Origin of the sequence: Flammeovirga kamogawensis (genome assembly GCF_018736065.1) — a bacterium.
Taxonomy (GTDB): Bacteria; Bacteroidota; Bacteroidia; order Cytophagales; family Flammeovirgaceae; genus Flammeovirga; species Flammeovirga kamogawensis.
In genome coordinates this window covers 708244-732709 of the sequence record NZ_CP076128.1, presented here as the reverse complement: position 1 = coordinate 732709, position 24466 = coordinate 708244, and the positions used below count along the sequence as shown (strand labels likewise).

Annotated in this window: 18 protein-coding genes and 6 tRNA genes; 11 read left to right on the top strand and 13 right to left on the bottom strand. The window is 33.1% G+C overall.

Going from position 1 to position 24466, the window contains the following annotated elements:
• Positions 1-14: 14 nt before the first annotated feature.
• Positions 15-404, bottom strand: a complete 390-nt coding sequence (locus KM029_RS02935; RefSeq protein WP_144075287.1) for an START-like domain-containing protein — start codon at positions 402-404, stop codon at positions 15-17.
• 291 nt (positions 405-695) lie between these two features.
• On the opposite strand from KM029_RS02935, the gene KM029_RS02930 reads away from it, so the two are divergent.
• The 6 genes from KM029_RS02930 (at position 696) to KM029_RS02905 (ending at position 1359) form a co-directional block, all read left to right on the top strand.
• A tRNA-Met gene (locus KM029_RS02930) sits at positions 696-769 on the top strand.
• Positions 770-811: 42 nt separating this feature from the next.
• Positions 812-885, top strand: a tRNA-Met gene (locus tag KM029_RS02925).
• A gap of 42 nt (positions 886-927) precedes the next feature.
• Positions 928-1001, top strand: a tRNA-Met gene (locus KM029_RS02920).
• Positions 1002-1048: 47 nt separating this feature from the next.
• Positions 1049-1122, top strand: a tRNA-Met gene (locus tag KM029_RS02915).
• Positions 1123-1169: 47 nt separating this feature from the next.
• Positions 1170-1243 (top strand) — tRNA-Met (locus KM029_RS02910).
• Positions 1244-1285: 42 nt separating this feature from the next.
• Positions 1286-1359: transfer RNA gene (locus KM029_RS02905), tRNA-Met, on the top strand.
• 106 nt (positions 1360-1465) lie between these two features.
• Here the strand turns inward: KM029_RS02905 and KM029_RS02900 are convergent.
• Both KM029_RS02900 and KM029_RS02895 read right to left on the bottom strand, forming a co-directional pair.
• Positions 1466-3592, bottom strand: a complete 2127-nt coding sequence (locus tag KM029_RS02900) for a carboxy terminal-processing peptidase (protein ID WP_144075286.1) — start codon at positions 3590-3592, stop codon at positions 1466-1468.
• Between the two features lie 47 nt (positions 3593-3639).
• A complete protein-coding gene (locus KM029_RS02895; RefSeq protein WP_144075285.1) occupies positions 3640-4092 on the bottom strand; it encodes a thioredoxin family protein in 453 nt (150 codons plus the stop codon).
• Positions 4093-4237: 145 nt separating this feature from the next.
• On the opposite strand from KM029_RS02895, the gene KM029_RS02890 reads away from it, so the two are divergent.
• On the top strand, positions 4238-5167 hold the full coding sequence (locus KM029_RS02890; RefSeq protein WP_144075284.1) for a DUF3078 domain-containing protein: 930 nt from the start codon (positions 4238-4240) through the stop codon (positions 5165-5167).
• 53 nt (positions 5168-5220) lie between these two features.
• Here KM029_RS02890 and KM029_RS27000 read toward each other — a convergent pair whose 3' ends face one another.
• Together KM029_RS27000 and KM029_RS02885 are read right to left on the bottom strand one after the other, a co-directional pair.
• Positions 5221-5346 carry a hypothetical protein gene (locus KM029_RS27000; protein WP_260412346.1) on the bottom strand — a complete coding sequence of 42 codons (126 nt, stop codon included), beginning with the start codon at positions 5344-5346 and terminating at the stop codon, positions 5221-5223.
• Between the two features lie 99 nt (positions 5347-5445).
• Positions 5446-6351, bottom strand: coding sequence for a hypothetical protein (locus tag KM029_RS02885; protein WP_144075283.1), 906 nt, complete (start codon positions 6349-6351; stop codon positions 5446-5448).
• Between the two features lie 415 nt (positions 6352-6766).
• Between KM029_RS02885 and KM029_RS02880 the strand changes: the two genes are divergently transcribed.
• Complete coding sequence (locus KM029_RS02880; RefSeq protein WP_144075282.1) at positions 6767-7114, top strand: 4Fe-4S dicluster domain-containing protein; 348 nt, start codon at positions 6767-6769, stop codon at positions 7112-7114.
• A gap of 58 nt (positions 7115-7172) precedes the next feature.
• Here the strand turns inward: KM029_RS02880 and KM029_RS02875 are convergent, their stop codons facing one another.
• Positions 7173-7688, bottom strand: coding sequence for a gamma carbonic anhydrase family protein (locus KM029_RS02875; RefSeq protein WP_144075281.1), 516 nt, complete (start codon positions 7686-7688; stop codon positions 7173-7175).
• A 176-nt stretch (positions 7689-7864) separates the two neighbouring features.
• Between KM029_RS02875 and trpS the strand changes: the two genes are divergently transcribed.
• Both trpS and dnaN read left to right on the top strand, forming a co-directional pair.
• Entirely contained in the window at positions 7865-8833 is a 969-nt protein-coding gene (gene trpS / locus KM029_RS02870; RefSeq protein ID WP_144075280.1) for a tryptophan--tRNA ligase, read from the top strand.
• Positions 8834-8858: 25 nt separating this feature from the next.
• A complete protein-coding gene (gene dnaN / locus KM029_RS02865; protein WP_144075279.1) occupies positions 8859-9989 on the top strand; it encodes a DNA polymerase III subunit beta in 1131 nt (376 codons plus the stop codon).
• Positions 9990-10091: 102 nt separating this feature from the next.
• Here the strand turns inward: dnaN and KM029_RS02860 are convergent, their stop codons facing one another.
• From KM029_RS02860 to KM029_RS02840, 5 genes are all read right to left on the bottom strand, one after another.
• Positions 10092-12335, bottom strand: coding sequence for a GH92 family glycosyl hydrolase (locus KM029_RS02860; RefSeq protein WP_144075278.1), 2244 nt, complete (start codon positions 12333-12335; stop codon positions 10092-10094).
• A 49-nt stretch (positions 12336-12384) separates the two neighbouring features.
• Positions 12385-15435: a GH92 family glycosyl hydrolase gene (locus tag KM029_RS02855; protein WP_144075277.1), complete on the bottom strand. Its 3051-nt coding sequence runs from the start codon at positions 15433-15435 to the stop codon at positions 12385-12387.
• A 7-nt stretch (positions 15436-15442) separates the two neighbouring features.
• Positions 15443-17653, bottom strand: a complete 2211-nt coding sequence (locus tag KM029_RS02850) for a beta-N-acetylhexosaminidase (RefSeq protein ID WP_144075276.1) — start codon at positions 17651-17653, stop codon at positions 15443-15445.
• Between the two features lie 82 nt (positions 17654-17735).
• Entirely contained in the window at positions 17736-19949 is a 2214-nt protein-coding gene (locus tag KM029_RS02845; protein WP_144075275.1) for a GH92 family glycosyl hydrolase, read from the bottom strand.
• Between the two features lie 45 nt (positions 19950-19994).
• A complete protein-coding gene (locus KM029_RS02840; protein ID WP_144075274.1) occupies positions 19995-20975 on the bottom strand; it encodes an isoaspartyl peptidase/L-asparaginase family protein in 981 nt (326 codons plus the stop codon).
• Positions 20976-21266: 291 nt separating this feature from the next.
• Here KM029_RS02840 and KM029_RS02835 point away from each other — a divergent pair, with 291 nt between their 5' ends.
• Positions 21267-22898, top strand: coding sequence for an acyl-CoA carboxylase subunit beta (locus tag KM029_RS02835; RefSeq protein ID WP_144075273.1), 1632 nt, complete (start codon positions 21267-21269; stop codon positions 22896-22898).
• A 3-nt stretch (positions 22899-22901) separates the two neighbouring features.
• On the opposite strand, the gene KM029_RS02830 is transcribed toward KM029_RS02835, so the two are convergent.
• Positions 22902-23438 carry a hypothetical protein gene (locus tag KM029_RS02830; RefSeq protein ID WP_144075272.1) on the bottom strand — a complete coding sequence of 179 codons (537 nt, stop codon included), beginning with the start codon at positions 23436-23438 and terminating at the stop codon, positions 22902-22904.
• A 60-nt stretch (positions 23439-23498) separates the two neighbouring features.
• A complete protein-coding gene (locus KM029_RS02825) occupies positions 23499-24458 on the bottom strand; it encodes a hypothetical protein (protein WP_144075271.1) in 960 nt (319 codons plus the stop codon).
• Between the last annotated feature and the right edge of the window lie 8 nt (positions 24459-24466).

The following is a 24466-nucleotide window of genomic DNA, read 5'->3' as shown; positions in this document are numbered from 1 at the left end:
ACGCTGTATTTTAATTAGCCGCCTATTATTTCATGTAAACGACCAAACATTTCTTCCCAAAGTTCTTTCAATTCATCTTCATCATCCATATCAGAATAATCTGTGACCTGTAAAAATGAAGATTGAGCTAACTCACTAAATTCAAATTTAAAATCAACATAGGCTGATTTTAGATTATCTTCTTTATCAAAAGTGTATTTAACTCTTTGATTCTGCCTACGAATAGACACTTTTCCCTTTTTAACATCGTTACCCCATGTAAAGACAATTTCTTTATTCTGAATATCTTCTTTTACATTATCAGCAAACCAATCTTTTAACAAATTGGGCATTACAAAATAGGGATATAATTTATGTAATGGCACTCTAAACTCGAATTCCGCTTGGTATTTATATCTTTCCATAAAAAATAGTTGGTCAATAAAACCTTAATCGATGTATTTGCTACAATAATCCGAAATATATCATCAACTGCCAATAAAAAATTAACGAAAATGTTTCTTTTTTAAGGTATTTACAAAGTTTTGGATTTTCGGCATATAATATTGATTAACCTTTAAAATTTAATCTTTGTCGTGCATTTTTTATTTCATTCAATTGTAACTAGTTAAGTAAATGATTTACATAAATTAAAAAAAATGATGTCAATAGATTTGCAGTTTAAAGTTCAAGGTAGCATATTTGCACTCCTAAATGGCGAGGTAGCTCAGTTGGTTAGAGCGTCGGATTCATAACCCGGAGGTCACGAGTTCAACTCTCGTTCTCGCTACAAATAAAAACCGAATACAACAACGTCCGTATTCAATAAAATGGCGAGGTAGCTCAGTTGGTTAGAGCGTCGGATTCATAACCCGGAGGTCACGAGTTCAACTCTCGTTCTCGCTACAAATAAAAACCGAATACAACAACGGCCGTGTTCAATAAAATGGCGAGGTAGCTCAGTTGGTTAGAGCGTCGGATTCATAACCCGGAGGTCACGAGTTCAACTCTCGTTCTCGCTACAAAATAAAAACCTTTTGAATACAACAATGGCCGTATTCAATAAAATGGCGAGGTAGCTCAGTTGGTTAGAGCGTCGGATTCATAACCCGGAGGTCACGAGTTCAACTCTCGTTCTCGCTACAAAATAAAAACCTTTTGAATACAACAACGTCCGTGTTCAATAAAATGGCGAGGTAGCTCAGTTGGTTAGAGCGTCGGATTCATAACCCGGAGGTCACGAGTTCAACTCTCGTTCTCGCTACAAATAAAAACCGAATACAACAACGTCCGTATTCAATAAAATGGCGAGGTAGCTCAGTTGGTTAGAGCGTCGGATTCATAACCCGGAGGTCACGAGTTCAACTCTCGTTCTCGCTACAAAAGCTTGATTGATAATTCAATCAAGCTTTTTTTTATTATCATTTTTGCATAAAAAAAGGAAGCCATTTAGACTTCCTTCTTCTTTAGTATTGAATTTGATTCTTTATTGTATCATCATATCTGAGATTACTTCAGTCGCCTCTTTCAGGTATTCATCCTTTTTAATAGATTCAGCCCATTTATCAGCAGATTTAGTGATTACAGAATCTGGTTTAGTTGTTGGGTAATGATCTTTCATTACAGTAATACTAAACTCGTCATGTACTTTCTCTGATTCTCTTAAATGTTTTGATTTTTCATCAAGAATTTTTTGTTCTTTTCTGAATTCATCAAGATTTAAAGTATAGAATTTCTTTTCTTCCTGTTTCTTTAAACGAAGTGCATTTTCTTCGATAATATTGAAAACTTCATTTTTAGAAACTCTTGCTTGAGATTTAGCAGAAAGGTCTGCTATTGGCAATTGTACAGGCCACATAGAATATTTAGCTTTTTCAATCTCATCCCAAGGCATAACAAAAGGAAGGTCCTCTTCTCCTACTTCTAAATACCCATAAGTATCTGGCAATTTAATATCTGGAGTAACTCCCTTAACTTGTGTTGCACCACCATTAATTCTATAGAATTTTTGGATAGTCAATTTAAGCGAACCTAATGGTTTAAATTCTTCTAATCTTGACATTCTATCAAGATCAATAAATCTTTGAACAGTACCTTTACCAAATGATTGAGAACCTAAAACAACAGCTCTACCATGATCTTGTAACGCTGCTGAAACAATCTCTGATGCAGATGCTGACATTCTATTGATCATAACAACTAAAGGTCCATCATATTCAATATTATTGTATTCTGGTTTTAATGTTTTAGAACCAGATGCCTTAGATTTAACTTGAACAACAGGACTCTTACCAACAAAATGACCTACTATTTCTACAGCATCACCTAGAGATCCACCTCCGTTATTTCTTAAATCAAGAACTATTCCGTCAACACCTTGACCTTTTAATTTAATAATTTCTTGCTTTACATCTTCTCCACAACTACGTCCGTTTCTATCCTGAAAATCAACATAAAAGCTTGGTAAGTGAATTAGACCAATTTTCTTACCTGAATCACTATCTTCTATAACAGCAGATTTAGCATAAGATTCTTCCATTATAACAACATCACGAATAATAGGAATAACAACAATTCTTCCATCAGGTTTTCTTACTGTTAAACGTACTTCTGTTCCTTTTGGCCCTTTAATTAACTTGATAGAATTTTTTAATGACATTCCACCAATATCAACAGGGTCCCCCTCAGTTTGAGCAACTTTTAAAATAATATCATTTGCTTCTAAGTCTCCTTGTTTCCAAGATGCACTACCAGTAATAATACTAACAACCTTTACTTCTCCTCCAGTTTGTTGTAACCTTGCACCAATACCTTCAAAATGTCCTGAAATTTCAGTATCAAATTGCTCTTTTTTCTCTGGTGGGTAATATTCCGTATGAGGGCCGTAAATAGATATCATTGAGTTAATATATAAAGCATAATGATCTTCCTCATCCAGCTTTCTCATATAATCAAATACATCTTTATAGTTTGTAAGTACTTTTTCTCTTACATCAGCTTCCATCTCTTCGTATGGAGTTGCTTTGAAATCTTCTCCGTTCTTTTCAGCATCTTTCTTTTTAGATTCTTCCTCTTTAAGTTTAGAATTCATTCTTAAAAGCGATGCATACTTTAAAGATTTTCTCCATCTATCGTAACGTTCTTTCTCATTCTTTGGGAATTTCATTTCGTCACGGTCAAAAAGAATTTCTTCTTTCTTAGAGAAATCAAAAGGTTTAGATAAAATTTCTTCTGTAATTTTTTCGACTTCAGCTCTCCTTTTCTCAAAGATTTGAACAGACATTGCATAAAGTTCTGTAGTCTGATTATCTCTAACTTCCTCGTCTAGTAAGTCTTTATATTTACTTAATTTATGAACATCTCCTTTTAAGAAATATCTTTTATTTGGATCTATATTTTTTAAATATTGATTATAAGCATTCTCACTAAATTCATCATCTATTTCTACATTGTTATAATGAATCTGTTTTAATGCAGTAAATAATAAACTTCTTTTAATTGCATTTTTATTACTATTCTCTGGAGCGTCTATCCTAGCTAATAATGAAAAGCCAAATAATCCTAACCCCACCAATAAAACTGGTAAAATGAGTGCCTTTTTTCTTTTTGACATATTTTGATCTAAATGATTTGTTAATCTATTTCTATTAATCTATAAAGCTAATCAACTTGACGCTTATATTTCTTTAAAATTTCTAAAAAACTATCAGAATCTCTGTAGCCAACAAAAACTTTATTTTTGCCTTTAGGATGAATCACAATTATTGCAGGATAACTGTTTACTTCATGTTCTTTTGCAAATGAATTGTTTGTAAAATCGTCTCCTTTAAAACTAAAAGATGCTTCTAATTCAGGGTTCAATTTAGCTGCATGATAATTCTCTGATACATACTTTACAACATCTTCATGCTGAAAGGTTTTTTTGTCTAATACTTTACACCAACCACACCAATCAGTATAAACATCTATAAAAATAGGTTTTCCATCTTTTTCAGATGCAGCAATTGCTTCTTCCACAGTTTTCCATTGTATTTCATCTTTAAAAAAAGTAGTAAATGATGAAAGTAGTGAAGTAGTAATTATTAATACTAACAGTATTTTTACTCTATTCATGCTTTAAAATTTGAGATATATAATGAATATATGAAGATTTTTTTATAGAACATTATTTTTTAATTATTTCTTTATTTTAATTTTTTTTAAGACTTTTGCCTTATTATATAATTCTAGATTGATAACTCAACTTTTTTTAACTCCTATGAGATTTATTATTAGCACTTTAGGTGCTTTACTTCTAATATTTTCAACTACTAAAGTTGCTCAAGCGCAAGACTCAACAAATGTTACTCCACCTAAAATTTGGAAACATGAAGGTAAATTTGGTCTTAACTTCTCTAATGTTGGTTTAGTAAACTGGGCCGGTGGTGGCGAAAGTTCTTATTCTTTTGGAGGTATACAAACTTATAAGGGTATAAGAGAAACTGACAAAGCTATTACAAGAGTTTATACTGATTTAGCTTACGGTTTAATTAACCAATCGAACAGTACTTTTCCAATGAAAAAGACAGATGATCGATTAAACCTTGGTGCCGATTATAGCTATAAACTAAATAAGAAATTTTTAATTACTGCCTCTGGTGATTTTAGAACTCAATTTGACAAAGGTTACGAGTACAAAACAGAAGAAATAAACGGTGTTAAAATTGAAACAGAAAATCAAATTTCTGCATTCTTTGCTCCTGCTTATTTAAACTTAAATATTGGTTTAACTTATAACCCTAAAGAGTATTGTTTTTTAACATTGTCTCCTATTGCAAACCGTATGACATTTGTTACTGACACTGTCTTTTCTGAAAAGTATGGTTTAAAACCTCAAGAAACTTTTAGAGACCAGTCTGGTGTGAATATTAAATTTGGGTTTGATAAAGAGGTTGTTAAAAATGTAACACTCAAAACTACCTATAATATGTTTGCTGAGTATTCTAGAATGGATGAATGGATTGTTAACTGGGATTTCTTAATTGACATGAAAGTAAACAAATACTTAAGCTGTAACTTTAGTACACAGTTAATTTATGATCCAGACGTAACAGTTGATAGAAATGACGGTACTACTGGACAAGCTGTTCAATTTAAACATGCTTTAAATATTGGATTAGTTTATAGTTTTGCAACATTTGATAAATAATCCAATTTATCTATAACGAAAAAGGAGATCTCAATTAAATGAGATCTCCTTTTTTATACTGCTATATTTTCATCGTTAATTACTTCAGTAGTAAACTCTACTACTTCTGTAGCTTCTTGATCTTTTTTAGGACCTGTCATCATAAATGCCAATAAGCCCATCGCAAATAAGATCGGCATAGTTATGAGAATAATGCCTAAAAATAATTCCATAATGTGATAGTTCTAAGTGTAAGTAAAGTAAAATTAACACTTAAAACTAACTTTTACAACTATTAACTAGTCGCAATTAGTATAATTAAAGTCTTGATTAATAGAAGTTACAATATCCCCTTCAGTTTGATCGGGAACTGTTCCTGTGATTGGGTAGTTTTTATCATTCAGTTGATAAGTCATTTGATCTGTATAAACTACATCTCGGTCCCATCCACCTTCCATATTAGTGGCTTCACCGTAGATAATTTCTGTAACCAGATATTCTCCAAAATTAGTAAAATCACTATTAATTGCAGATCCTTGATTTTCAATTATAGAAATTATATAGAAAGCAAAACCTTGATAAGGATTTCTAACTTGTTCTGAAAAAGTATAATCCAATCCAAAATATTTAAAATCACCATAGTAGAAATTCATTGCTGAAAGTCCCATACTATTATAATCTAACCTTATTATTAACGTCGAATCCGATTCAGTCTGAGTATCTTCTATCTCAAAAATTCTACCTTGATCATCATAACTAAATTCAAATTCACCATAACTACCATCAGTATAATTTACAATTACTGAGTGTACTCTATTGTCAACATTATTAACTTCAGCAATTGGTTCATCTTCATAACTAACGGCTAACAACATACCATTGTCGTCATACGATAAGTCTAACGTATAAGATGATGATTGAGATATAGAATTGTCTTCATCAGCTTTATCTACATAATTAATTGTTGTAGTGTTTGTATATGTAGACATGAGGTCATTATCATATCCATAAGATTTTGACAAGATAGTAGTTAGTGTCTTTTGCCCTAAACTATCTACAACTTGGGTAAACCTATCTTCTGCTAATTTACATTCGGCAGCTACAGGATCTAACTGATCACTACTAGGTGTTGATTCATCATCTGAAGAACATGAGAATAAGAACAAAAATGGCAAGGCAGCCAAAACAATATTAAGTCTGATCATAATAAATAATGTGCTAGATATTAGTATTTAAACGCTTAAATAATAATAAGAATTTAATTTCACTTTGTGAATAAATGTTACAAAAAAAGTTCATTTTTAAGTAATTCCCACAAAGATCACTTCAAAAAGTACAATTTAATATTGCACTTCTTCAAGATTACTGATTAAGATAGAGTTATAACAAAATGTTATGATTGTATAATAAATAATAATAATATGGGTCAAAATATGATTTATTTTACCTTTTGTACCTACTAGGTGTTGTTTTTTGATTTTTCAGTTCGCAACTTTGTAAAAAGTAAATCAAAACTTAAAACAATAAGTTTTGATCTATGTTGTGTAATAAACAAAGCGTCAACTGAAATAACGTTAGCGAACCACTAACCGATTGACCTTTTTAAAAATAGAAATTAATATGGCGATTATTATCACCGATGAGTGTATCAACTGTGGGGCTTGTGAGCCAGAATGTCCAAATACTGCCATTTACGAAGGTGGAGTTACATGGTCTTGGGGCGGTGGAACAGAATTAAAGTCTGTCGAACTGGAAGACGGTAGTTCTATTGATGGTGAAGATGAGCAAGAACCTGTTTCTGACGAGTTCTACTACATCGTTCCTGATAAGTGTACAGAATGTATCGGTTTCCATGAGGAACCTCAATGTGCAGCTGTATGCCCAGTAGATTGCTGTGTAGATGATCCTGATTACAGAGAAACAGAAGACGAATTACTTGCTAAAAAGCAGTGGTTACATGATGAATAATCAATCTTCTATTCAAAAATGGCTGAATTTAGTTTTAAATTAAATTCAGCCATTTTTTTTATTCCTCATCAAACCAACTACTATACATTACGTAGTTATTTGCCGTTCTTTCAAAAACTGCTTTTAATTTATCATCCAAAGGTTTTATTTTCTTAGCAGGTATCCCAGCATATAAATACCCAGATTCTAAACGTGCATTTTGTAATACAACAGCACCTGCCGCAATAAGCACGTTATCTTCTACAACAGCATTGTCCATTACTATTGCTCCCATTCCTACAAGCACATTATCATGGATTGTACAACCATGCACAAGTGCATTATGCCCAATAGAAACATTATTCCCTAGAACTGTTGCAGAGGTTTGATAGGTACAGTGAATTACCGCACCATCTTGAATATTGCACCTATCGCCAATTGTTATTTTGTTTACATCGCCTCTTACTACAGCACTAAACCAAACAGAACATTCTTTTCCCATTGTTACATCACCTACTATTGTAGCGTTTTCTGCTAGAAAACAACCTTCGTCAATAATGGGTAACACCCCTTTTACCTTTTTAATTAAAGCCATATTATTTTTTATTTTAAATTTAAATCTATCTCCAAAAGAGAACAATGTTGAATATCATCATTTTTTTTTGATAGAAACCACCTATGTTGAGGGATATTTAGTATTTGTTATCTCATTTTTATTTATTTTCGCAGTTCAATTTTATGTAAATAAAAGAATAGTTAGATAATTTTATAATGGCAAGAATTCTTACAGGAGTACAAAGCTCTGGAAGACAACACTTAGGAAATGTTTTAGGTGCAATCCAACCCGCAATTGAACTTTCAAAATCTAATGATAATGAAGCATTCTTCTTTATTGCAGATTTACATTCAATGACGACAATAAAAAATGCAGAAGACAGAAAATACAATGTATATGCTACAGCTGCTGCATGGCTATCTTTAGGGTTTGATACTAAGAAGAACATTTTTTATAGACAATCTAAAATTCCTCAAGTTTGCGAATTAACTTGGTATTTAAGTTGTCTAACGCCGTTCCCTATGTTAGCTAATGCACATTCTTTTAAAGATAAGTCAGATAAATTATCCGACGTAAATGCAGGTTTATTTACTTACCCTGTACTTATGGCTTGTGATATCTTAATGTATGACGCTGATCAAGTTCCTGTAGGAAAGGATCAAAAACAACATTTGGAAATCACTCGTGATATCTGTGCTGCATTTAACCGTACTTATGGTGAAACATTTGCTACTCCAGAAGCTGTTATTAATGAATCAATAATGACAATACCTGGTACTGATGGCTCTAAAATGAGTAAATCTTACGGTAATGTTATTGATATCTTTTTACCAAAGAATCAGTTAAAAAAGCAAGTGATGAAAATCGAAACGGATTCTCTTCCACTTGAAGCACCTAAAGATCCTGAAACTTGTAACGTTTTTGCGTTATACAAATTATTAGCCAATGATGAGCAAATTGCTGAAATGAGAGCTAATTATTTGGGTGGCAATTATGGTTATGGTCATGCAAAAACAGCATTACTAAACCTAATTCTTGAAAACTATAAAGATGCTCGTGAAAAGTTTGACTACTACATGTCGAACCTTGATGTTCTTGAAGAAGAACTTAGCATAGGAGAAGCAAAAGCTAGAGCTATTGCAGAAAAGAAAATTAAAGAAGTTCGCACTTTAGTGGGCTACTAAAAAGATATTTATAAAAGTTATTACAATGAAATTTACTGCATCCACTTCCACTATTCTGAAGCAAATTCAGATGTTGAACGGTGTTATTCCAAATAACCCTACAATGCCTATTCTTGAAAATTTCTTATTTGAAATTCAAGGAGGATTATTAAAAATTACAGCATCTGACATGCAAACAACAATTATCTCTGAGGTAAATGTTGAAGCTAATGCTGATGGTAATGTAGCAATACCTGCTAAAATGTTAACTGACACGCTTAAGAACCTTCCTGAGCAACCAGTTACATTTTCTATCGATTTTGAAACGTATACAATTGAGATAAGTTCTGATAATGGTAGATATAAATTAGCAGGTGAAAATGCAGAAGATTATCCAGCAAATCCTGACTTTGACATGTCTAACTCATTAAGCATGACAAGTGAAGTTTTAGGTGATGCAATTGGGTTTACCTTATTTGCTACAAGTAATGATGACATGAAGCCAAACATGAATGGTGTATTCTTCAATCTTTCTGAAGAACATTCTGATTTTGTTGCTACGGATTCTCATAGACTTGTTAGATATAGAAGACATGACATTGCTGTAAATGGAATGATGTCTCCAATAATAATGGGTAAAAAGGCTTTAACTCAATTAAAGAACATCCTTCCTTCGGAATCTAGTAATGTTACTTTAGAGTTTAATGAGCAGTATGCAATTTTCACTTTCGGTAGCATGAAACTAATTGCTCGTTTAATTGACGAACGTTTCCCTGATTATGAAAATGTTATTCCATTAAATAATACTAATCTTGTAACACTAGATCGCCAGGCATTGTTAGGATGTTTAAAGCGTATTGTTATTTATGCAAACAAAACAACTAACCAAGTTCGTTTTAAAGTTCAAGACAATGAGTTATTTGTTTCTGCAGAAGATTTAGATTTCTCTAATGAGGCTAAAGAAAGATTATTCTGTGAGCACGATGGAGAAGATTTAGAAATTGGCTTTAATGCGAAATTCTTAATCGAAATCTTAAATAACATCTCAAGTGACCGTATTACACTTAGATTATCTGAGCCAGGTATGGCAGGGTTGATTGTTCCTGAAGAACAACCTGAAAACGAAGATGTATTAATGTTGGTGATGCCAATTATGCTCCATAATTTCTCTTACTAGGTTTAATTATCTTCTCCTGGTACTAGGAGTTAAAAATACAAAAAAGCATCGAGCGTAAACTCGATGCTTTTTTAGTATTAAACAATTACCAAAAGGAATGTTCTATTTCATGTTGATTGTAATCTCATTAGCTCCGACTAAATCCTTATGATTTATAAAGTAACCTCTATGTGGTTTACCATTAACTTTTATACTTTGTATATGATTAGATTCCCCTCCTTGTTTTTTAATCACAACTTGGTCTTTACCCCAATATTTTGAATCTAATTCAATTGTAACTTTATCAAAAGCAGGTGTTGTTAAAGCATATTGTGGTGTTCCTGGAGCATCTGGATAAATACCCATCATAGAGAAAACTACCCAAGCAGACATTGTTCCAGTATCGTCATTTCCTGCAATACCATCAGCTTTGTTTGTAAAGTACTTTTCCCTTAGCTCAAGCACTTTTTCTTGTGTTTTATACTCCTTACCTTTTATATAATTGTAAGCATAAGGATAAGCAATATCAGGCTCGTTAGCCATATCAAATTGACCAGTTGAGAAAATTTCATCTAATCTATTTTCAAAAGCTTTAGTTCCAAATTGTTTTATTAAACCAGGGATATCAAACTGAACCATCATGTTATATTGGTAAGCGTTACCTTCTACATAGCCAATATTATGTGTAAAATTAGCTCCATCATTTGGATCAAAAGGACTGTACCATTTACCATCTTTATGACGAGGACGTAAAAAGTCAGTTTCTTTATCAAATAACTTTTTATACCCGTATGCTCTTTCTTTAAATTCTTTGTATTTATCCTGTTTTCCTAAACTTTTAGCAAATTGAGCTACTCCCCAATCAGCAACATAATATTCTAAAGATGTTGATACAGAAGCCCAAAGTTTTTTATCAAGTTCATTATCAACCGGAATATAACCGTATTCAATATAGCTATCAATACATGGTCGAACAGGGTTTCCTCCTTCTACCGAGTATGCACTTTTTGTAACAGCCTCAAAAGCTTTTTCATGATCAAATTGATTTAAACCTCGCATATACGTATCTGCAATTACAATAGCAGCAGGATCTCCAACCATAGTATATGTTTCAGTAGAGTTTAACTCCCATTTTGGTAACCAACCTGTTTCATCGTAAATATCTAACATTGTATTTACCATGTTTAATTGTTGTTTAGGGTAAACAAGAGTCATTAACTGATGAAGATCTCTGTATGTATCCCATAGCGAGAAAACAGTATATCGTTCACCTTCTGTAGTCTTTGTCTTTCTAGTTTTAGATGCAGGGTATTCGCCATTTACATCACTTAAAACGTTTGGATGAATCATTGTATGATAAAGAGCTGTATAGAATACTGTTTTATCATCTTCTGAACCACCTTCTACTTTAATTTTTGATAAAACTGAATTCCAATTGTCTTTTGTTCTATTAGCTATTTCATCAAAAGATACGTTTGAAACTTCAGTTTCTAAATTTTTTCTTGCATTCTCAATACTCACATAAGAGATACCTATTTTGACTTCAACTTCAGTAGGCACTGCAAAATCATAAGAGAATATTGCTCCTAAAGAGTCACCAATAATGGGGTAATAAGCATCTTCAATTATACGTTGTTGACCATTGTAAGCAGCCATCCATTGTGCCTCTGGACCTTCAATTTTATTATGCTGCTGCCAAACCGCTGTTTTATTTGCTTTCTTATTTACCTTCATCACAAAATACACTGGGTAGATTGTTTTTGGATTATTGTAACAGAAAGAACCAACCATACGCATTCCTTCAATTTCTTGCTCATTTACAACTTTTACCAATGCCCCACTTTCATTTGAGAGTGCTTGACCAAGGTTTAAAAGCAAATTTGCTTTACCTGCAGGAAATTTATATTTAGAAATACCAGCTCTTTGTGTAGCTGTTAATTCTGTATCGATATCATATTTATCAATATGTGTAGAAAAATATCCAGCTCGTGCTTCTTGGTTTGATATAGTAGACCCGTACGTTAAAGGATTAATATCAATTTCTCCAGTAGTTGGCATAACAATTACGGCTCCTAAATCTGGGCAGCCAACACCACTTAAATTCACATGACTGAAACCTGTAAAATGGCTATTTGTTCTCTCGTAAACTTGAGATAACCATCCACTGTCTTTTTCAAATGTCGTTTCGCCTCCATAAGTATTAAACGGAACTACAGACACCATACCTCTTGGAGCTATTGCCCCAGGATTTGTAGCACCGTAATTAGTTGTACCTATAAATGGGTTTACATAGTCGGCAAAATCTTGAGCATTTACTACAGTTGTAATGAAGCTAAGTATAAAAAACTGTAAGATTATTTTTTTCATATCATTTTTATAATAAAATGGAGGCAAGTTACCCTGCCTCCAATAGTAGTTATTCAATTACAATTTCATCAGTAAACATCCAAGGCTTATTACCTCCTCCTGGATGCCAATTTGGTAAGGCTTCAAATGGTGTTGCTACTACTTTTATAAATCTATATTTATTTGAAGTAGGAACTTCAGTTGTAAACCTAGTTACATTAATTGTTGGGTGATCATTTGGCATATCAGTATTTTGCACACTGATTTCTTTAAACTCTTCACCGTCAACTGAAACAAAGAATTTTATTTCTTTAGGAAGAAATACCCATGAAGATGTATTTTCTAAGAACCCGATTGATATTTGATGTAATGGCTCTTTCTGACCTAAATCTATCACTGCTTCTAAATCCTGACCTGAGACACCATCCCATTTCCCATCTCTTAAATTATCTGATGCATAAACACCATCTAGAATACCATTAATCCCTGCATTATAGGTTGCATTTTTATCATAATTGATAGCTAAAATTGGATATTCACCACCCGTTTGATAAAATGCTTTCTTAAATTTAAAATCAGAAACTTTACTTGAAACACCATGTTCATTAATAGCAATTGCTTTTAATGTAGTTGACTTTTCTAATATAAATGCTTCTTCGAATAATTTTGATTTTGAAGTCGGCTCGGTACCATCAAGAGTATAATATATTGATACATTCGGAGTCATATCTTTTAATGTTACAGATGTTGTTTCATTAAAAATTACAGACTCATTTGTGATATAAGGCCTAAAAACTTCTTCGGTAGAAACTATTACAGCATTAGCTTCTGAAGGTGCTACTGCATATGAAGTTGGTCTTGCTGCTTTTTCTTGTCCCCAAGTAGATTTTTCTGCTGACATTTTCATATCTAAAACACCACCCTTTTCAATCATATTATGTGATAAATACGTTTGATTAAATGCTTTACCATCTAAAGTTGCAGAAGAAATATAGATATTATTTACATTGTTATTTTCTGTTTGAATTACAAAATCATTTCCATTATCTAAATGGATAGTAATTTTACCAAAAGTAGGACTACCAATAATATATTGACCATCTGCTGGGTTTACTGGATAAAATCCCATTGCTGAGAAAACATACCATGCAGACATCTGACCACAATCTTCGTTACCACTCAAACCATCTCTATCAGCAGTATACATTTCATCCATCACCTGACGAATACGCAGTTGAGTTTTAAACGGTTCTCCTGCATAATTATAAAGGTATATTACATGATGAGACGGCTCATTTCCTTGAGCATATTGCCCTATTAACCCGGTAACATCATGAGCCATATGATTATCATTTACAGCCTCTTGTTCAAACATTCTATCAATCTTGGCAATAAAATTTGCGTCCCCACCATGTAGATCAATCAATCCATTAATATCTTGAGGAGCAAAAAAGTTATAATGCCATGCATTTCCTTCAGTATAATCTCCTGCACCTAATAAAGAAATTTTCATAGGATCAAAAGGTGTAGTCCAAACACCATACATATCTTTACCCCTTAAAAAGCCTGTTTCCTTATCATAGAGTTTTTTATAATTTAAAGCTCTATTTACATATTTATTATACTCTTCTGTTTTGCCTAGTTTCTTAGCTACTTCAGCTACAGTCCACATATCATAAGCATATTCTACACCTTTAGAAACTGCATTTGCTTCTTTCTCTACAGGAATAAAACCTTCAGAATTAAACCAATCCAAACCTCTTCTAGGATCTTCTGCTGCTGCAACTAATGCTTTATAAGCAAGTTCTTGATCAAAATTTGCTTGCCCTTTTAAAATCGCATCTGCAATTACTGGAGCAGAATGAAAACCAATCATTGTTCCTGTTTCATTAGCTGATAATTCCCAAATTGGTAACTGTCCAGATTGCTCATATTTTGCAAGCATCGATTTAATAAAATCATTATTTTCTTTTGGAGCAATTAATGTAAATAATGGATGAGTCGCTCTAAAAGTATCCCATAAAGAGAATAATGTATAATTTGTAAAACCTTCTGCTTTATGAATCTTCTGATCCATACCTCTATACTGATGATCCACATCCATGTATACATTAGGAGCTATCATAGTATGGTATAATGAAGTATAAAAAATTGTTTTTTGAACTTTATCACCACCTTCAGCCTCTATTTTAGACAATCTCTCATTCCATACTGCATCCGCATTTTTACGTACAGCATCAAAATCAAAACCTTTAGTTTCCGCTTCTAAATTTTTTCTAGCACCTTCAACAGAAACGCCTGATATTGCAACTTTCACAATAACTTCTTCATCAAAATCTGTTACATAATTTATGACTGCTTTTACATCTGTACCATGAACTTCCTTAGCATCATCTATTAATGAACCTTCTTTTACACCCTGTAAAGATGTAAATGGTTTTGAAAATTGAGCTACAAAATAAACATATTGATCTCTAGCCCATCCAGAAGATCTTCTTAAACCTACTATTTCATTATCGGCAGTTACTTTAAACCAAGTATCTCTTGCTGTATCAGAAATCCCATGTTTTAAATCTAAAATGATATGTGAATCTTGAGATTTAGGGAATGTATATCTATGAACACCAACTCGTGTTGTTGCAGTTAACTCCGCAGTAACTTTATAGTCTTCTAGAAAAACACTATAATAACCTGGTCTCGCTTCTTCTTTAACATGTTCAAATCTAGATCTATATCCTTCATCAGGATTCTCCTTAGAACCTGCTTCTGTTTTTATTTCCCCAACAGTTGGCATTAATAAAATGTCACCATAATCTCCTCCTCCAGTTCCAGAAAGATGAGTATGAGAAAATCCCATTATAGAATTATCAGAAGAATGATAACCAGAACACCAATCCCAACCTTCTATTCCCGTATCAGGGCTTAATTGTACCATACCAAATGGCATTGTAGCCCCCGGAAATGTATGACCATGTGCACTTGTTCCAATAAATGGATCAACAAAAGTGGTGCATGTAGTTTCTTCAGGCTCGTCCTGATTACTACTTGCAACATTATTTAAATGAGATACACAACTAAATAATAGCGGCACCCAAAGTAAAGAGATTATTAAGCGAGACATATTTAATTTATTTTACAATTATTTCGTCGATAAAAATGTAGGAAGAGTTTCCTTCTCCAGGATGCCCTTTAGGTAATAAACCTCCACTTTTATAAACTACTTTAATAGATTTTACATTTTCTATTTTTGAAACAAGTTGGAGTTCTTTCGTCCATACTTGCCCTTTCTGTTCTTTATTTTCTTGACCTAGTTTTTCTAAACTTTTAAAGTCTTTTCCGTCAGTAGAATAATAAAATTCCACATCTTTTGGTAAAGTGATCCACGAACCAAGCTCTTCAAAAGCATTCACTTGTATAGCTTTAATCGTTTGAGGTTTGTTCCAAGTCAAAGTAGCCTCAACATCACTTCCAACAAAGCCCTGCCAGTTACCATCTTTAAAAGAAGTAGCACTACCTATTCTACTGTCAATTAATGTCCTTTCACCTATACATGCATATTTTTTACTAGGAGGAACTGAGAGGTTAATTTTTGCTGAGTTTCCCTTGTGTAGAATAAAAGTGTATTTTTTTTCTTCTCCATAAGGTTTATCACCTCTAAAACCTTGAAATTTTATTTCTCCAGATGAAGATATTGTAATGGGACTTTTATAAGGAATATAAGAACTACTATTCGCTGGTTTATACTTTATTTCAACACCTTCTATTAAAGGTTCTATTGCTATAGTAAATCTACCATCTATTTCTTCTGTAGTAATATTCATTACTTTTGATGATGGTCCAAAAGCAACTCCTTTACGGTCTAAAAATGAATACTGCCCTAAAACTCTATCATAAAATTCTGGATATCCACCTTCTTTAGTTCCTGTCCATAATGCTTCAGATAAAGCCAATAACCTTGGAAAAGTTTGAAAATCTAATCGTTCCTTATTTGGTATTCTTTCAGACCATAATGTACACTCACCACCAACAATGTGTTTTGCAATAGCTGGTGATAATCCTTTAGGAATTGGATTGTAATTATACACTTGTTCCAAATCTGTTGTTTCAATATCATAATCAAAATAACACATTCCTGTTGGTGACACAATAACATCATTACCCATCAAAGCTATTTTTCTTACCGCATCTTGATCATGGAAATCACGCCATAATTGAACTGTTGCTGTTTCAGAAAGACCTCCTTCTAAAATCTCATCCCATCCAATCATTTTCTTTCCATTTTTATTTACAATTTTTTCTATCTGATGTATATAAAAACTTTGTAATTGATGTTCATCTACAAGACCCTCTTTTTTTATTTTTGCTTGACATTTATCGCATTCTTTCCATCTGTCTTTTGGGCATTCATCTCCACCAATATGCATATAATTTGATGGGAATAAAGGCATTACTTCTTCTAAGATATTTTCTATAAAAGTGTAAGTATCTTCATTGCCTGCACATAAAACATCCATATTCACACCCCAATCATTCCAGACTTCAAAAGGACCTCCAGTACAAGAATATTCTGGGTAAGATGCTAAAGCTGCTACCATATGTCCAGGCATATCAATTTCAGGTATAACTTCTATCCCTCTTTTTTGAGCATATGCAACTACATCTTTAATTTCTTCTTGGGTATAAAAACCACCATATTTAGAACCATCTTTTTCAGTTCTCCAAGCACTATTTTCTGTAAGCTTTGGGTATTTCTTGATCTCTATTCTCCAACCTTGATCTTCCGTTAAATGCCAATGAAACTTATTCATTTTGTAATGAGCCATCAAATCTAAATATTCTTTGATCTCATCCGTTGTAAAAAAGTGTCTACTTACATCTAACATCATTCCTCTCCAAGCAAATTTTGGAGTGTCGGAAATAGTAACTAAAGGAACTTCTCCAGATTTAGAAATTAATTGAATTAAAGTTTCTAATCCATACATCAAACCTCGCTCTGTACCAGCTGTAATTTTAATTTTGTTTGATGATACATCTAAAGTGTATGCTTCAATTTCTTTTGTATTGTTATCTATTTGTAAAGTGATATCTCCATCAATATCAACTTCTTTAAGTAACAAACCTGTGAGCTCATTTACTTCTGTTTTAAATTTTGATAATCCTAGTTTTTCGCTGTTGTTATTTTGATAAGCTATTGTTACACCTTTTTTCAACTTAAAAAAAGAGTCTCCCCAAGTAATATTTTGAGGTAGAGGTATAAGAGATGGTCTATCAATTTTTTGTTCTGTACACCCCCCTAAAAGGAGTGTTACGATCAATATTGTAAATAAGTTAAGTTTCATTTGTAAGTCTATTAGTTATTAGTAGTTGGATGCACCTCAATATGAGGTGCATCTTATATATATGGTAGTATGTGTTATTGTATTATCTAATGAATTCCAAGGTTCCTCCTTTCATTAATTCATTATGTGAAATCTTCCAATTTTTTATTTCTTTACCATTAAATAAAACTTTTGAAGCTGTAGGATTTTCATCTGTCATTTCCATACCCAAAACAGTAAGAATATTGCCATTACCTAATGTAACTGTAGCTTTTTTAAACAATGGAGTACCTAAATCATAGATTGCATTACCAGGATTCACTGGGTATAAGCCTAAAGAACTAAGAATAAACCAAGAAGACATTTGACCACAGTCTTCATTTCCGCAAACGCCATCAGGTGTAGATTTATATTGCGTATTCATTATCTCTCTTAATAACTTCTGTCCTTTTTCTGGTTTATCTATATAATTATATAAATAAGCAACGTGATGAGATGGTTCATTACCATGAGCATATTGTCCAATCATTCCTGTTGAGAATATTGGCAACTCATCTTCTGGTAAAGGATAGTAAGTAAACATTGAATCCAATTTTTGCTCAAAACGATCATTTCCTCCTAAAGCTTCAATTAAACCTTCAATATTTTGAGGCACATAGAAGAAGTACTGCCATGCATTACTTTCACAAAAATGATCTGTATAATCTTTAGCAACAAAATCTTTGATAAAATTCCCTTTCGCATCTTTAGGACGCATAAAAGAAGACGCGTTATCATATACGTTTCTCCAATTCTCAGCCCTTTTCGCGAAGTATTTGTAATCTTTTGTTTTCCCTAAAGCTTTTGCAAATTCAGCAATGCACCAATCATCATAAGCGTACTCTAAAGTTTTTGAAACTGACCAATTTTCATGATCATAGTTTAAAGGGACGTAACCATATTTCATATAATTGGCCATTTCATCACCTTCTTTGTTCATTGCTGACGCTTTACAGGCTCTGTATGCCTTATCAACATCAAAACCTTTAATTCCTTTAAAATAGGCATCCGTAATAATTGGCACAGCATGATATCCAATCATCATATTAGTTTCATTCCCTTTCATAGACCACACTGGTAGTAAACCTGTTTCATCATAGTGTGCTAAAAATGAATTTATCATATCAGGAACACGCTGTGTATGAATCATTGTATATAATGGGTGTGCAGCTCTGTAAGTATCCCATAAAGAAAAAGTATCATACCTTTTATACCCTTCGGCTTTATGTGTTTTTTGATCAGCGCCTTTGTATTCTCCATTTACATCAGAGTATAACGTTGGTGCTAACAAAGACTGATACATTGCCGTATAAAACACTTTTCTGTGTTCTTCATTCATTGTTTCAATCTTAATTTTTGATAGCTCAGCTTCCCAAACATCAGATGCTTGTTTTTTTACATTATCAAAATCCCATGATGTATTTTCAGCTATTAAATTCTCTTCAGCCCCTTCAATACTTACAGAAGATAATGCTACTTTTAATAATACCTCATTCTTTGCATTTGGTGTATCAAAATGAAAATAAGCTCTTGTCATTTTCCCTTTAATCTCTTCACCTTCAACTTTCTTTAATTCGCCGTTCTCTGAATTAACTAATTCATAAGAAGTGAATGGAACACTAAATTTTGCAATAAAATGTTCTTTCTGAACAGCTGCCCAACCAGACGAATAACGATACCCAACTACCGTTTGGTTATCAATAACTTTAAAATAAGTATCTGTTGGTCCATCCCAGTTTAAAGCATAACCTAAGTTAATATAGATTTGAGAATCATCATCTTTAGGAAAAGTATATCTATGAAAACCTGTTCTTTCTGTAGCAGTCATTTCTGCATGAATATCGTAATCCAATAAATCTACAGCATAAAAACCTGGCTCAGCATGTTCTTGATCATGAGAAAAAAGAGACACTGGTCTTACATTTCCATTCTCAACTATTGTTCTTTTTGATTTACCATTAAGTGGCATTACAAGGATATCATATAAATCTCCAGCACCTGTTCCAGTAAGGTGTGTATGAGAGAAGCCTGCAATAGTAGAATCAGGCCAGAAATAACCTGCAATTCTATCCCAACCACCATAACCATTGTCTGGACTTAGCTGAACCATACCATGTGGAACTGTTGCTCCTGGATATGTATTACCAGGTCCATCTGTACCAACAAATGGATTTACATAATTTGTATACCTTTCTTTTTGAGTATTCTTTACATCTTTATTATTCCCACAAGAAACAAAAAAAAGTAAAGTGATAAATGATAGTAATAATGATTTCATTTTAATGATATTAATTGTAGTAGTTTGATTAGTTTTAGCTAAGGATTACCATTTTATTTTAAACTCGGCATCCTCCATTCTATTTCCTTTTTCAGTATCAACAACAGCAAAATTGAACCCGTTTCTAATACTGAAACCGCCATATTCACCATCTTTATTTATTGCTAAGAAACCCACTTGAAGGTTCTCCATTTTATTTTTATGAGTATGCATTATTCTTTGCACAGCCATTTCACAAGCCTCTGCAGGAGATTTACCATTTCTCATATGTTCAACAACCATTGCAGAACCAGCAGTTCTTATTACAGCCTCACCTAGTCCGGTTGCACAAGCTGCTCCAATTTCTCCATCTACAAATAAACCAGCTCCAATTAGTGGAGAATCTCCAACTCTACCATGCATTTTATATGCAGCTCCAGAGGTTGTACAAGCTCCAGCAATATGCCCTTTTGCATCAATTGCTAAGGCACCAATTGTATCATGGTTTTCAATATTGATAACAGGCTTATATTCAGATTTTTTCAACCATTCTTCCCAATCTTTTTTAGATTTTTCAGTTAATAGATTCTCTTCTTTAAAGCCTTGATCTAATGCAAACTGTTTTGCTCCTTCACCTACAATCATTGCATGAGGTGTTTTTTCCATAACTAAACGAGCAACAGAAATTGGGTGCATTATGTCTTCTATAAATGCTACTGCTCCACATTCGTATTCATGATTCATGATACATGCATCGAGTGTAACCTTTCCATCACGGTCAGGTAATCCACCATAACCAACGCTCCTTTCGTTTGGATCTGCTTCAGGAACTCTAACACCAGCTTCAACAGCATCTAAAGAAGAACCTCCTTTTTCTAAAATCTCCCAACCTGCAGCATTAGCACCAAATCCATGGTTCCATGTAGAAATCATTAAAGGCTTATTTCCTTTTCTTTTACCTGCAAATGAAAATGATTGTAATGTAGGAGTTAATAATGCGGCTGATGATAAAGCCGAAAATTTTAGAAAATCTCTTCTGCTACGCATGCTAATATTGATTGATAGGTAATGCAATTATTTATTGGTGTTAAATTTACACACTGCAATATAAAAACGCACAAAAACGCGCAAACAAGCCTAGTTAAATGATATATATTAACATAATCATGCAAGAAAACGCATACAACATGATCTCTTTTGATAGTCCAAATCAGAAGAATCTAAAAAAATAGTCAAGACAACCTTGTGAAAAGGTCAGATAATTGACTTAAATATTTGAGAATCTATTCAATACTTGTAATTTCAAATAATGAACTATTTCATACCAATAAAACACATATGAACACTAACCAAAACTCATCTCAACCAACCTCATTTCAAGCCTTAATTGACGAACTAAAAGAAAAGCGTGAAAAGGTATTTTTAGGAGGTGGTCAGAAGAAAATTGATAAACACAAAGCAAAAGGAAAACTCACTGCAAGAGAAAGGGTTGACCTATTAATCGATAATAAAGATTCCTTTATTGAGATTGGTACTTTTACAGGAGAAGACATGTACACTGAACATGGAGGATGCCCTTCTGGAGGTGTAATTGTTGGCATTGGTAAAGTAGCAAATAGACAATGTGTAATTGTTGCAAATGATGCGACAGTAAAGGCTGGAGCTTGGTTTCCTATAACAGGAAAAAAGAATCTTAGAGCACAAGAAATTGCAATTGAAAATAAAATTCCAATTATTTATCTAGTAGATAGTGCTGGCGTTTACCTACCACTACAAGATGAAATTTTCCCAGATAAAGAACATTTTGGAAGAATATTTCGAAACAATGCAATAATGTCTTCTGAAGGAATACCTCAAATTGCTGCAATTATGGGAAGTTGTGTAGCTGGAGGTGCCTATTTACCAATAATGTCTGATGAAGCTCTTATTGTTGAAGGTACAGGCTCTGTATTTTTAGCAGGTTCTTATCTTGTAAAATCAGCAATCGGAGAATCAATTGATAATGAAACATTAGGTGGAGCTACAACTCATTCCGAAATTTCTGGAGTAACTGATTATAAATGTGAAAATGATGAAGCCTGTTTAAATCAAATACGAAGTTTGATGGATAAAATGGGACACAACCCTAAAGCGGGTTTTGATCGTTCTACTCCTTCTCTCCCTAAAAAATTAAATGCTGAATTGGTTGATCTATTACCTGTAGATAGAACAAAACCTTATAATATGATTGAAATTATTCAACGAATTGTTGATAATTCAGAATTTGAACAATATAAAGAAGGTTACGGCCAGAGTATATTATGTGGTTATGCTCGAATTGATGGATGGGCAGTTGGTATTGTAGCAAACCAAAGAACAATAGTAAAGTCTAAAACTGGCGAAATGCAAATGGGTGGAGTAATTTACTCAGACTCTGCAGATAAATCCGCTCGTTTTATTATGAATTGTAACCAAAAGAAGATTCCGCTACTCTTTATACATGATGTCACCGGGTTCATGGTTGGAAGTAGATCAGAACACAATGGCATTATTAAAGATGGTGCTAAGATGGTAAACGCAATGAGTAACTCTGTTGTGCCAAAGTTTAGCCTTGTTATCGGTAATTCTTACGGTGCTGGAAATTATGCCATGTGTGGTAAAGCATACGATCCTAGATTAATGCTTGCATGGCCAACTTCTCAGATTGCAGTTATGAGTGGAAAATCTGCTGCAACTACTCTATTACAGATTAAAATCGCTACTTTAAAAGGACAAGGAAAAGAACTTTCTAAGGAAGATGAAAAAGAGTTATTTGATGAAATTAAAGCAAAATACGACTCTCAACTTTCTCCTTATTATGCTGCTTCTCGATTATGGATTGATGAAGTTATTGCACCTGATGAAACACGAAAATATTTATCATTAGGAATAGAAGCCGCAAATCATGCACCTATTGAAAAACGTTTTAATGTAGGTGTAATTCAAGCATAAAATCTATATTGAGGCAGGGTTAAAAACTCCTAAACCAGGATTTGCTCCAAAGGGATCATATTCCTTAAATTTTTGTTTAGGAAATCCTGCCTTTATTAATATTGTAGAGACTGCAGAATGACAATTCCCCTCTGTTTCAGGAGTCTCAATAAATACCTCATATTCTAAACCTAACATATTAAACTCTTTATCAGCAAGTTGAATAGCAGCAATAGTTTCTGTTAAGTTTGTATCAACAAACTTCATAATATTTATACAACCTAAAATTGATCTCTTCTGAATTGTACTTTTACTATAAGAAGTATCTGTTTCTCTTCTTAACTTATCTCTTTTTAAAAAAATCGAATATTCAATTATCTTTCTTTTCCCATTTTGATCATGAATATAAATAAAAGAGTGAGATGCAATAGGTAATATTTGTCCTAAAAAGAAAGGCAGGTTTAAGGGTCTTGTTACTAACCAAACTCCTGGGCTATCAAAATTTGGAGTTTTATCAACTAGGTATTCAAAATCAAAAATGTTTATTAAATGGTTAGACATATATTACTAAGTTAAAATAGATATGTAAAAATTAAGGAGAAGCTTTCACTTCTCCTTAATTTATTTTGAACGTATAATAAAAGTAATTCGCCCTGCTGTAATACTCGACCCAACTCCTTCAGTTGAAGTTGGTTCAAAAGCTAATTGTTCAACAGCACTCTTATATTTATCAACTACTTGTTTTGTTACTGACCTAAACAATGTTTTCACTGAAATTACCTCTCCAAAATCATCTACTTGAATTTCAAAAACAATCTTTCCTGTTTCATGAGAATCATCAACAACATTTGGAGGATCTATCCAATTCCAACCTGGCATATTTAAGGCAGAACCGCCACTTCCACCTTTAGAGTCCATTAAAGCATCTGCATTTACAGTTCCATGCTTGCTTCCTTGATCTCCTTTAGCTCCTTCAACATCTCCATTGTTGTTCTGTTTAGAAGCATCTGTTTTACCTGTCGATCCATCAGGTTTTGCCATTAGTGTAGATGTATTAGGTTTCTCTACTTTAGGAGGAGATGTCTCTTTTTTCTCTACAGGCTTAGGATCTTCTTTAGGATCTGGTTGTTTCTTTTCAACTTTTTTCACAACTACCTTTGGCTTTTCTACAGTTTCAACTGATTCTTCAATTGGTGCATCTGTAACAGCAGTGGGTTGCTGAGTTGTTTCTTCTACAGGATCTGGAGTTGGTTCTACCTCAGCAGGTGGCTCTGGCTCTTCAATTGTTTCTTCAATTTCTTGTGGAGGAGCTTGTTCTTCTACTTCTGGAGATGGTTTAGGTTCGTCTAATGAGTTTTCTTCAGAAGTGGTTGGTGTTTCTTCTTGTTGCTTTCCAAAACCAGCATCGTCAATTCCAAAATTAACTTCAATACCATATTGAGGAATTGGAGGATCTGGAGGAGACCATACTATTGTAAACCATGCAATTACTAAGATGATTACAATAGAGAGTAAAGTAACAAGAATTGATATATTCCTGTTTTTCTTATCTTGCTTTATTTCATAAGGTGATTTTTCCATATCAAATA

What these genes read in the sequence shown, in the direction of transcription:
- KM029_RS02875 (WP_144075281.1), bottom strand. Translation starts at nt 7,688, where the DNA reads ATGGCTTTAATTAAAAAGGTAAAAGGGGTGTTACCCATTATTGACGAA.
- KM029_RS02845 (WP_144075275.1), bottom strand. Translation starts at nt 19,949, where the DNA reads ATGAAATCATTATTACTATCATTTATCACTTTACTTTTTTTTGTTTCT.
- trpS (WP_144075280.1), top strand. Translation starts at nt 7,865, where the DNA reads ATGGCAAGAATTCTTACAGGAGTACAAAGCTCTGGAAGACAACACTTA.
- KM029_RS02835 (WP_144075273.1), top strand. Translation starts at nt 21,267, where the DNA reads ATGAACACTAACCAAAACTCATCTCAACCAACCTCATTTCAAGCCTTA.
- KM029_RS02885 (WP_144075283.1), bottom strand. Translation starts at nt 6,351, where the DNA reads ATGATCAGACTTAATATTGTTTTGGCTGCCTTGCCATTTTTGTTCTTA.
- KM029_RS02855 (WP_144075277.1), bottom strand. Translation starts at nt 15,435, where the DNA reads ATGTCTCGCTTAATAATCTCTTTACTTTGGGTGCCGCTATTATTTAGT.
- KM029_RS02900 (WP_144075286.1), bottom strand. Translation starts at nt 3,592, where the DNA reads ATGTCAAAAAGAAAAAAGGCACTCATTTTACCAGTTTTATTGGTGGGG.
- KM029_RS02830 (WP_144075272.1), bottom strand. Translation starts at nt 23,438, where the DNA reads ATGTCTAACCATTTAATAAACATTTTTGATTTTGAATACCTAGTTGAT.
- KM029_RS02895 (WP_144075285.1), bottom strand. Translation starts at nt 4,092, where the DNA reads ATGAATAGAGTAAAAATACTGTTAGTATTAATAATTACTACTTCACTA.
- KM029_RS02850 (WP_144075276.1), bottom strand. Translation starts at nt 17,653, where the DNA reads ATGAAACTTAACTTATTTACAATATTGATCGTAACACTCCTTTTAGGG.
- KM029_RS02825 (WP_144075271.1), bottom strand. Translation starts at nt 24,458, where the DNA reads ATGGAAAAATCACCTTATGAAATAAAGCAAGATAAGAAAAACAGGAAT.
- dnaN (WP_144075279.1), top strand. Translation starts at nt 8,859, where the DNA reads ATGAAATTTACTGCATCCACTTCCACTATTCTGAAGCAAATTCAGATG.
- KM029_RS02860 (WP_144075278.1), bottom strand. Translation starts at nt 12,335, where the DNA reads ATGAAAAAAATAATCTTACAGTTTTTTATACTTAGCTTCATTACAACT.
- KM029_RS02890 (WP_144075284.1), top strand. Translation starts at nt 4,238, where the DNA reads ATGAGATTTATTATTAGCACTTTAGGTGCTTTACTTCTAATATTTTCA.
- KM029_RS27000 (WP_260412346.1), bottom strand. Translation starts at nt 5,346, where the DNA reads ATGCCGATCTTATTTGCGATGGGCTTATTGGCATTTATGATGACAGGT.
- KM029_RS02935 (WP_144075287.1), bottom strand. Translation starts at nt 404, where the DNA reads ATGGAAAGATATAAATACCAAGCGGAATTCGAGTTTAGAGTGCCATTA.
- KM029_RS02880 (WP_144075282.1), top strand. Translation starts at nt 6,767, where the DNA reads ATGGCGATTATTATCACCGATGAGTGTATCAACTGTGGGGCTTGTGAG.
- KM029_RS02840 (WP_144075274.1), bottom strand. Translation starts at nt 20,975, where the DNA reads ATGCGTAGCAGAAGAGATTTTCTAAAATTTTCGGCTTTATCATCAGCC.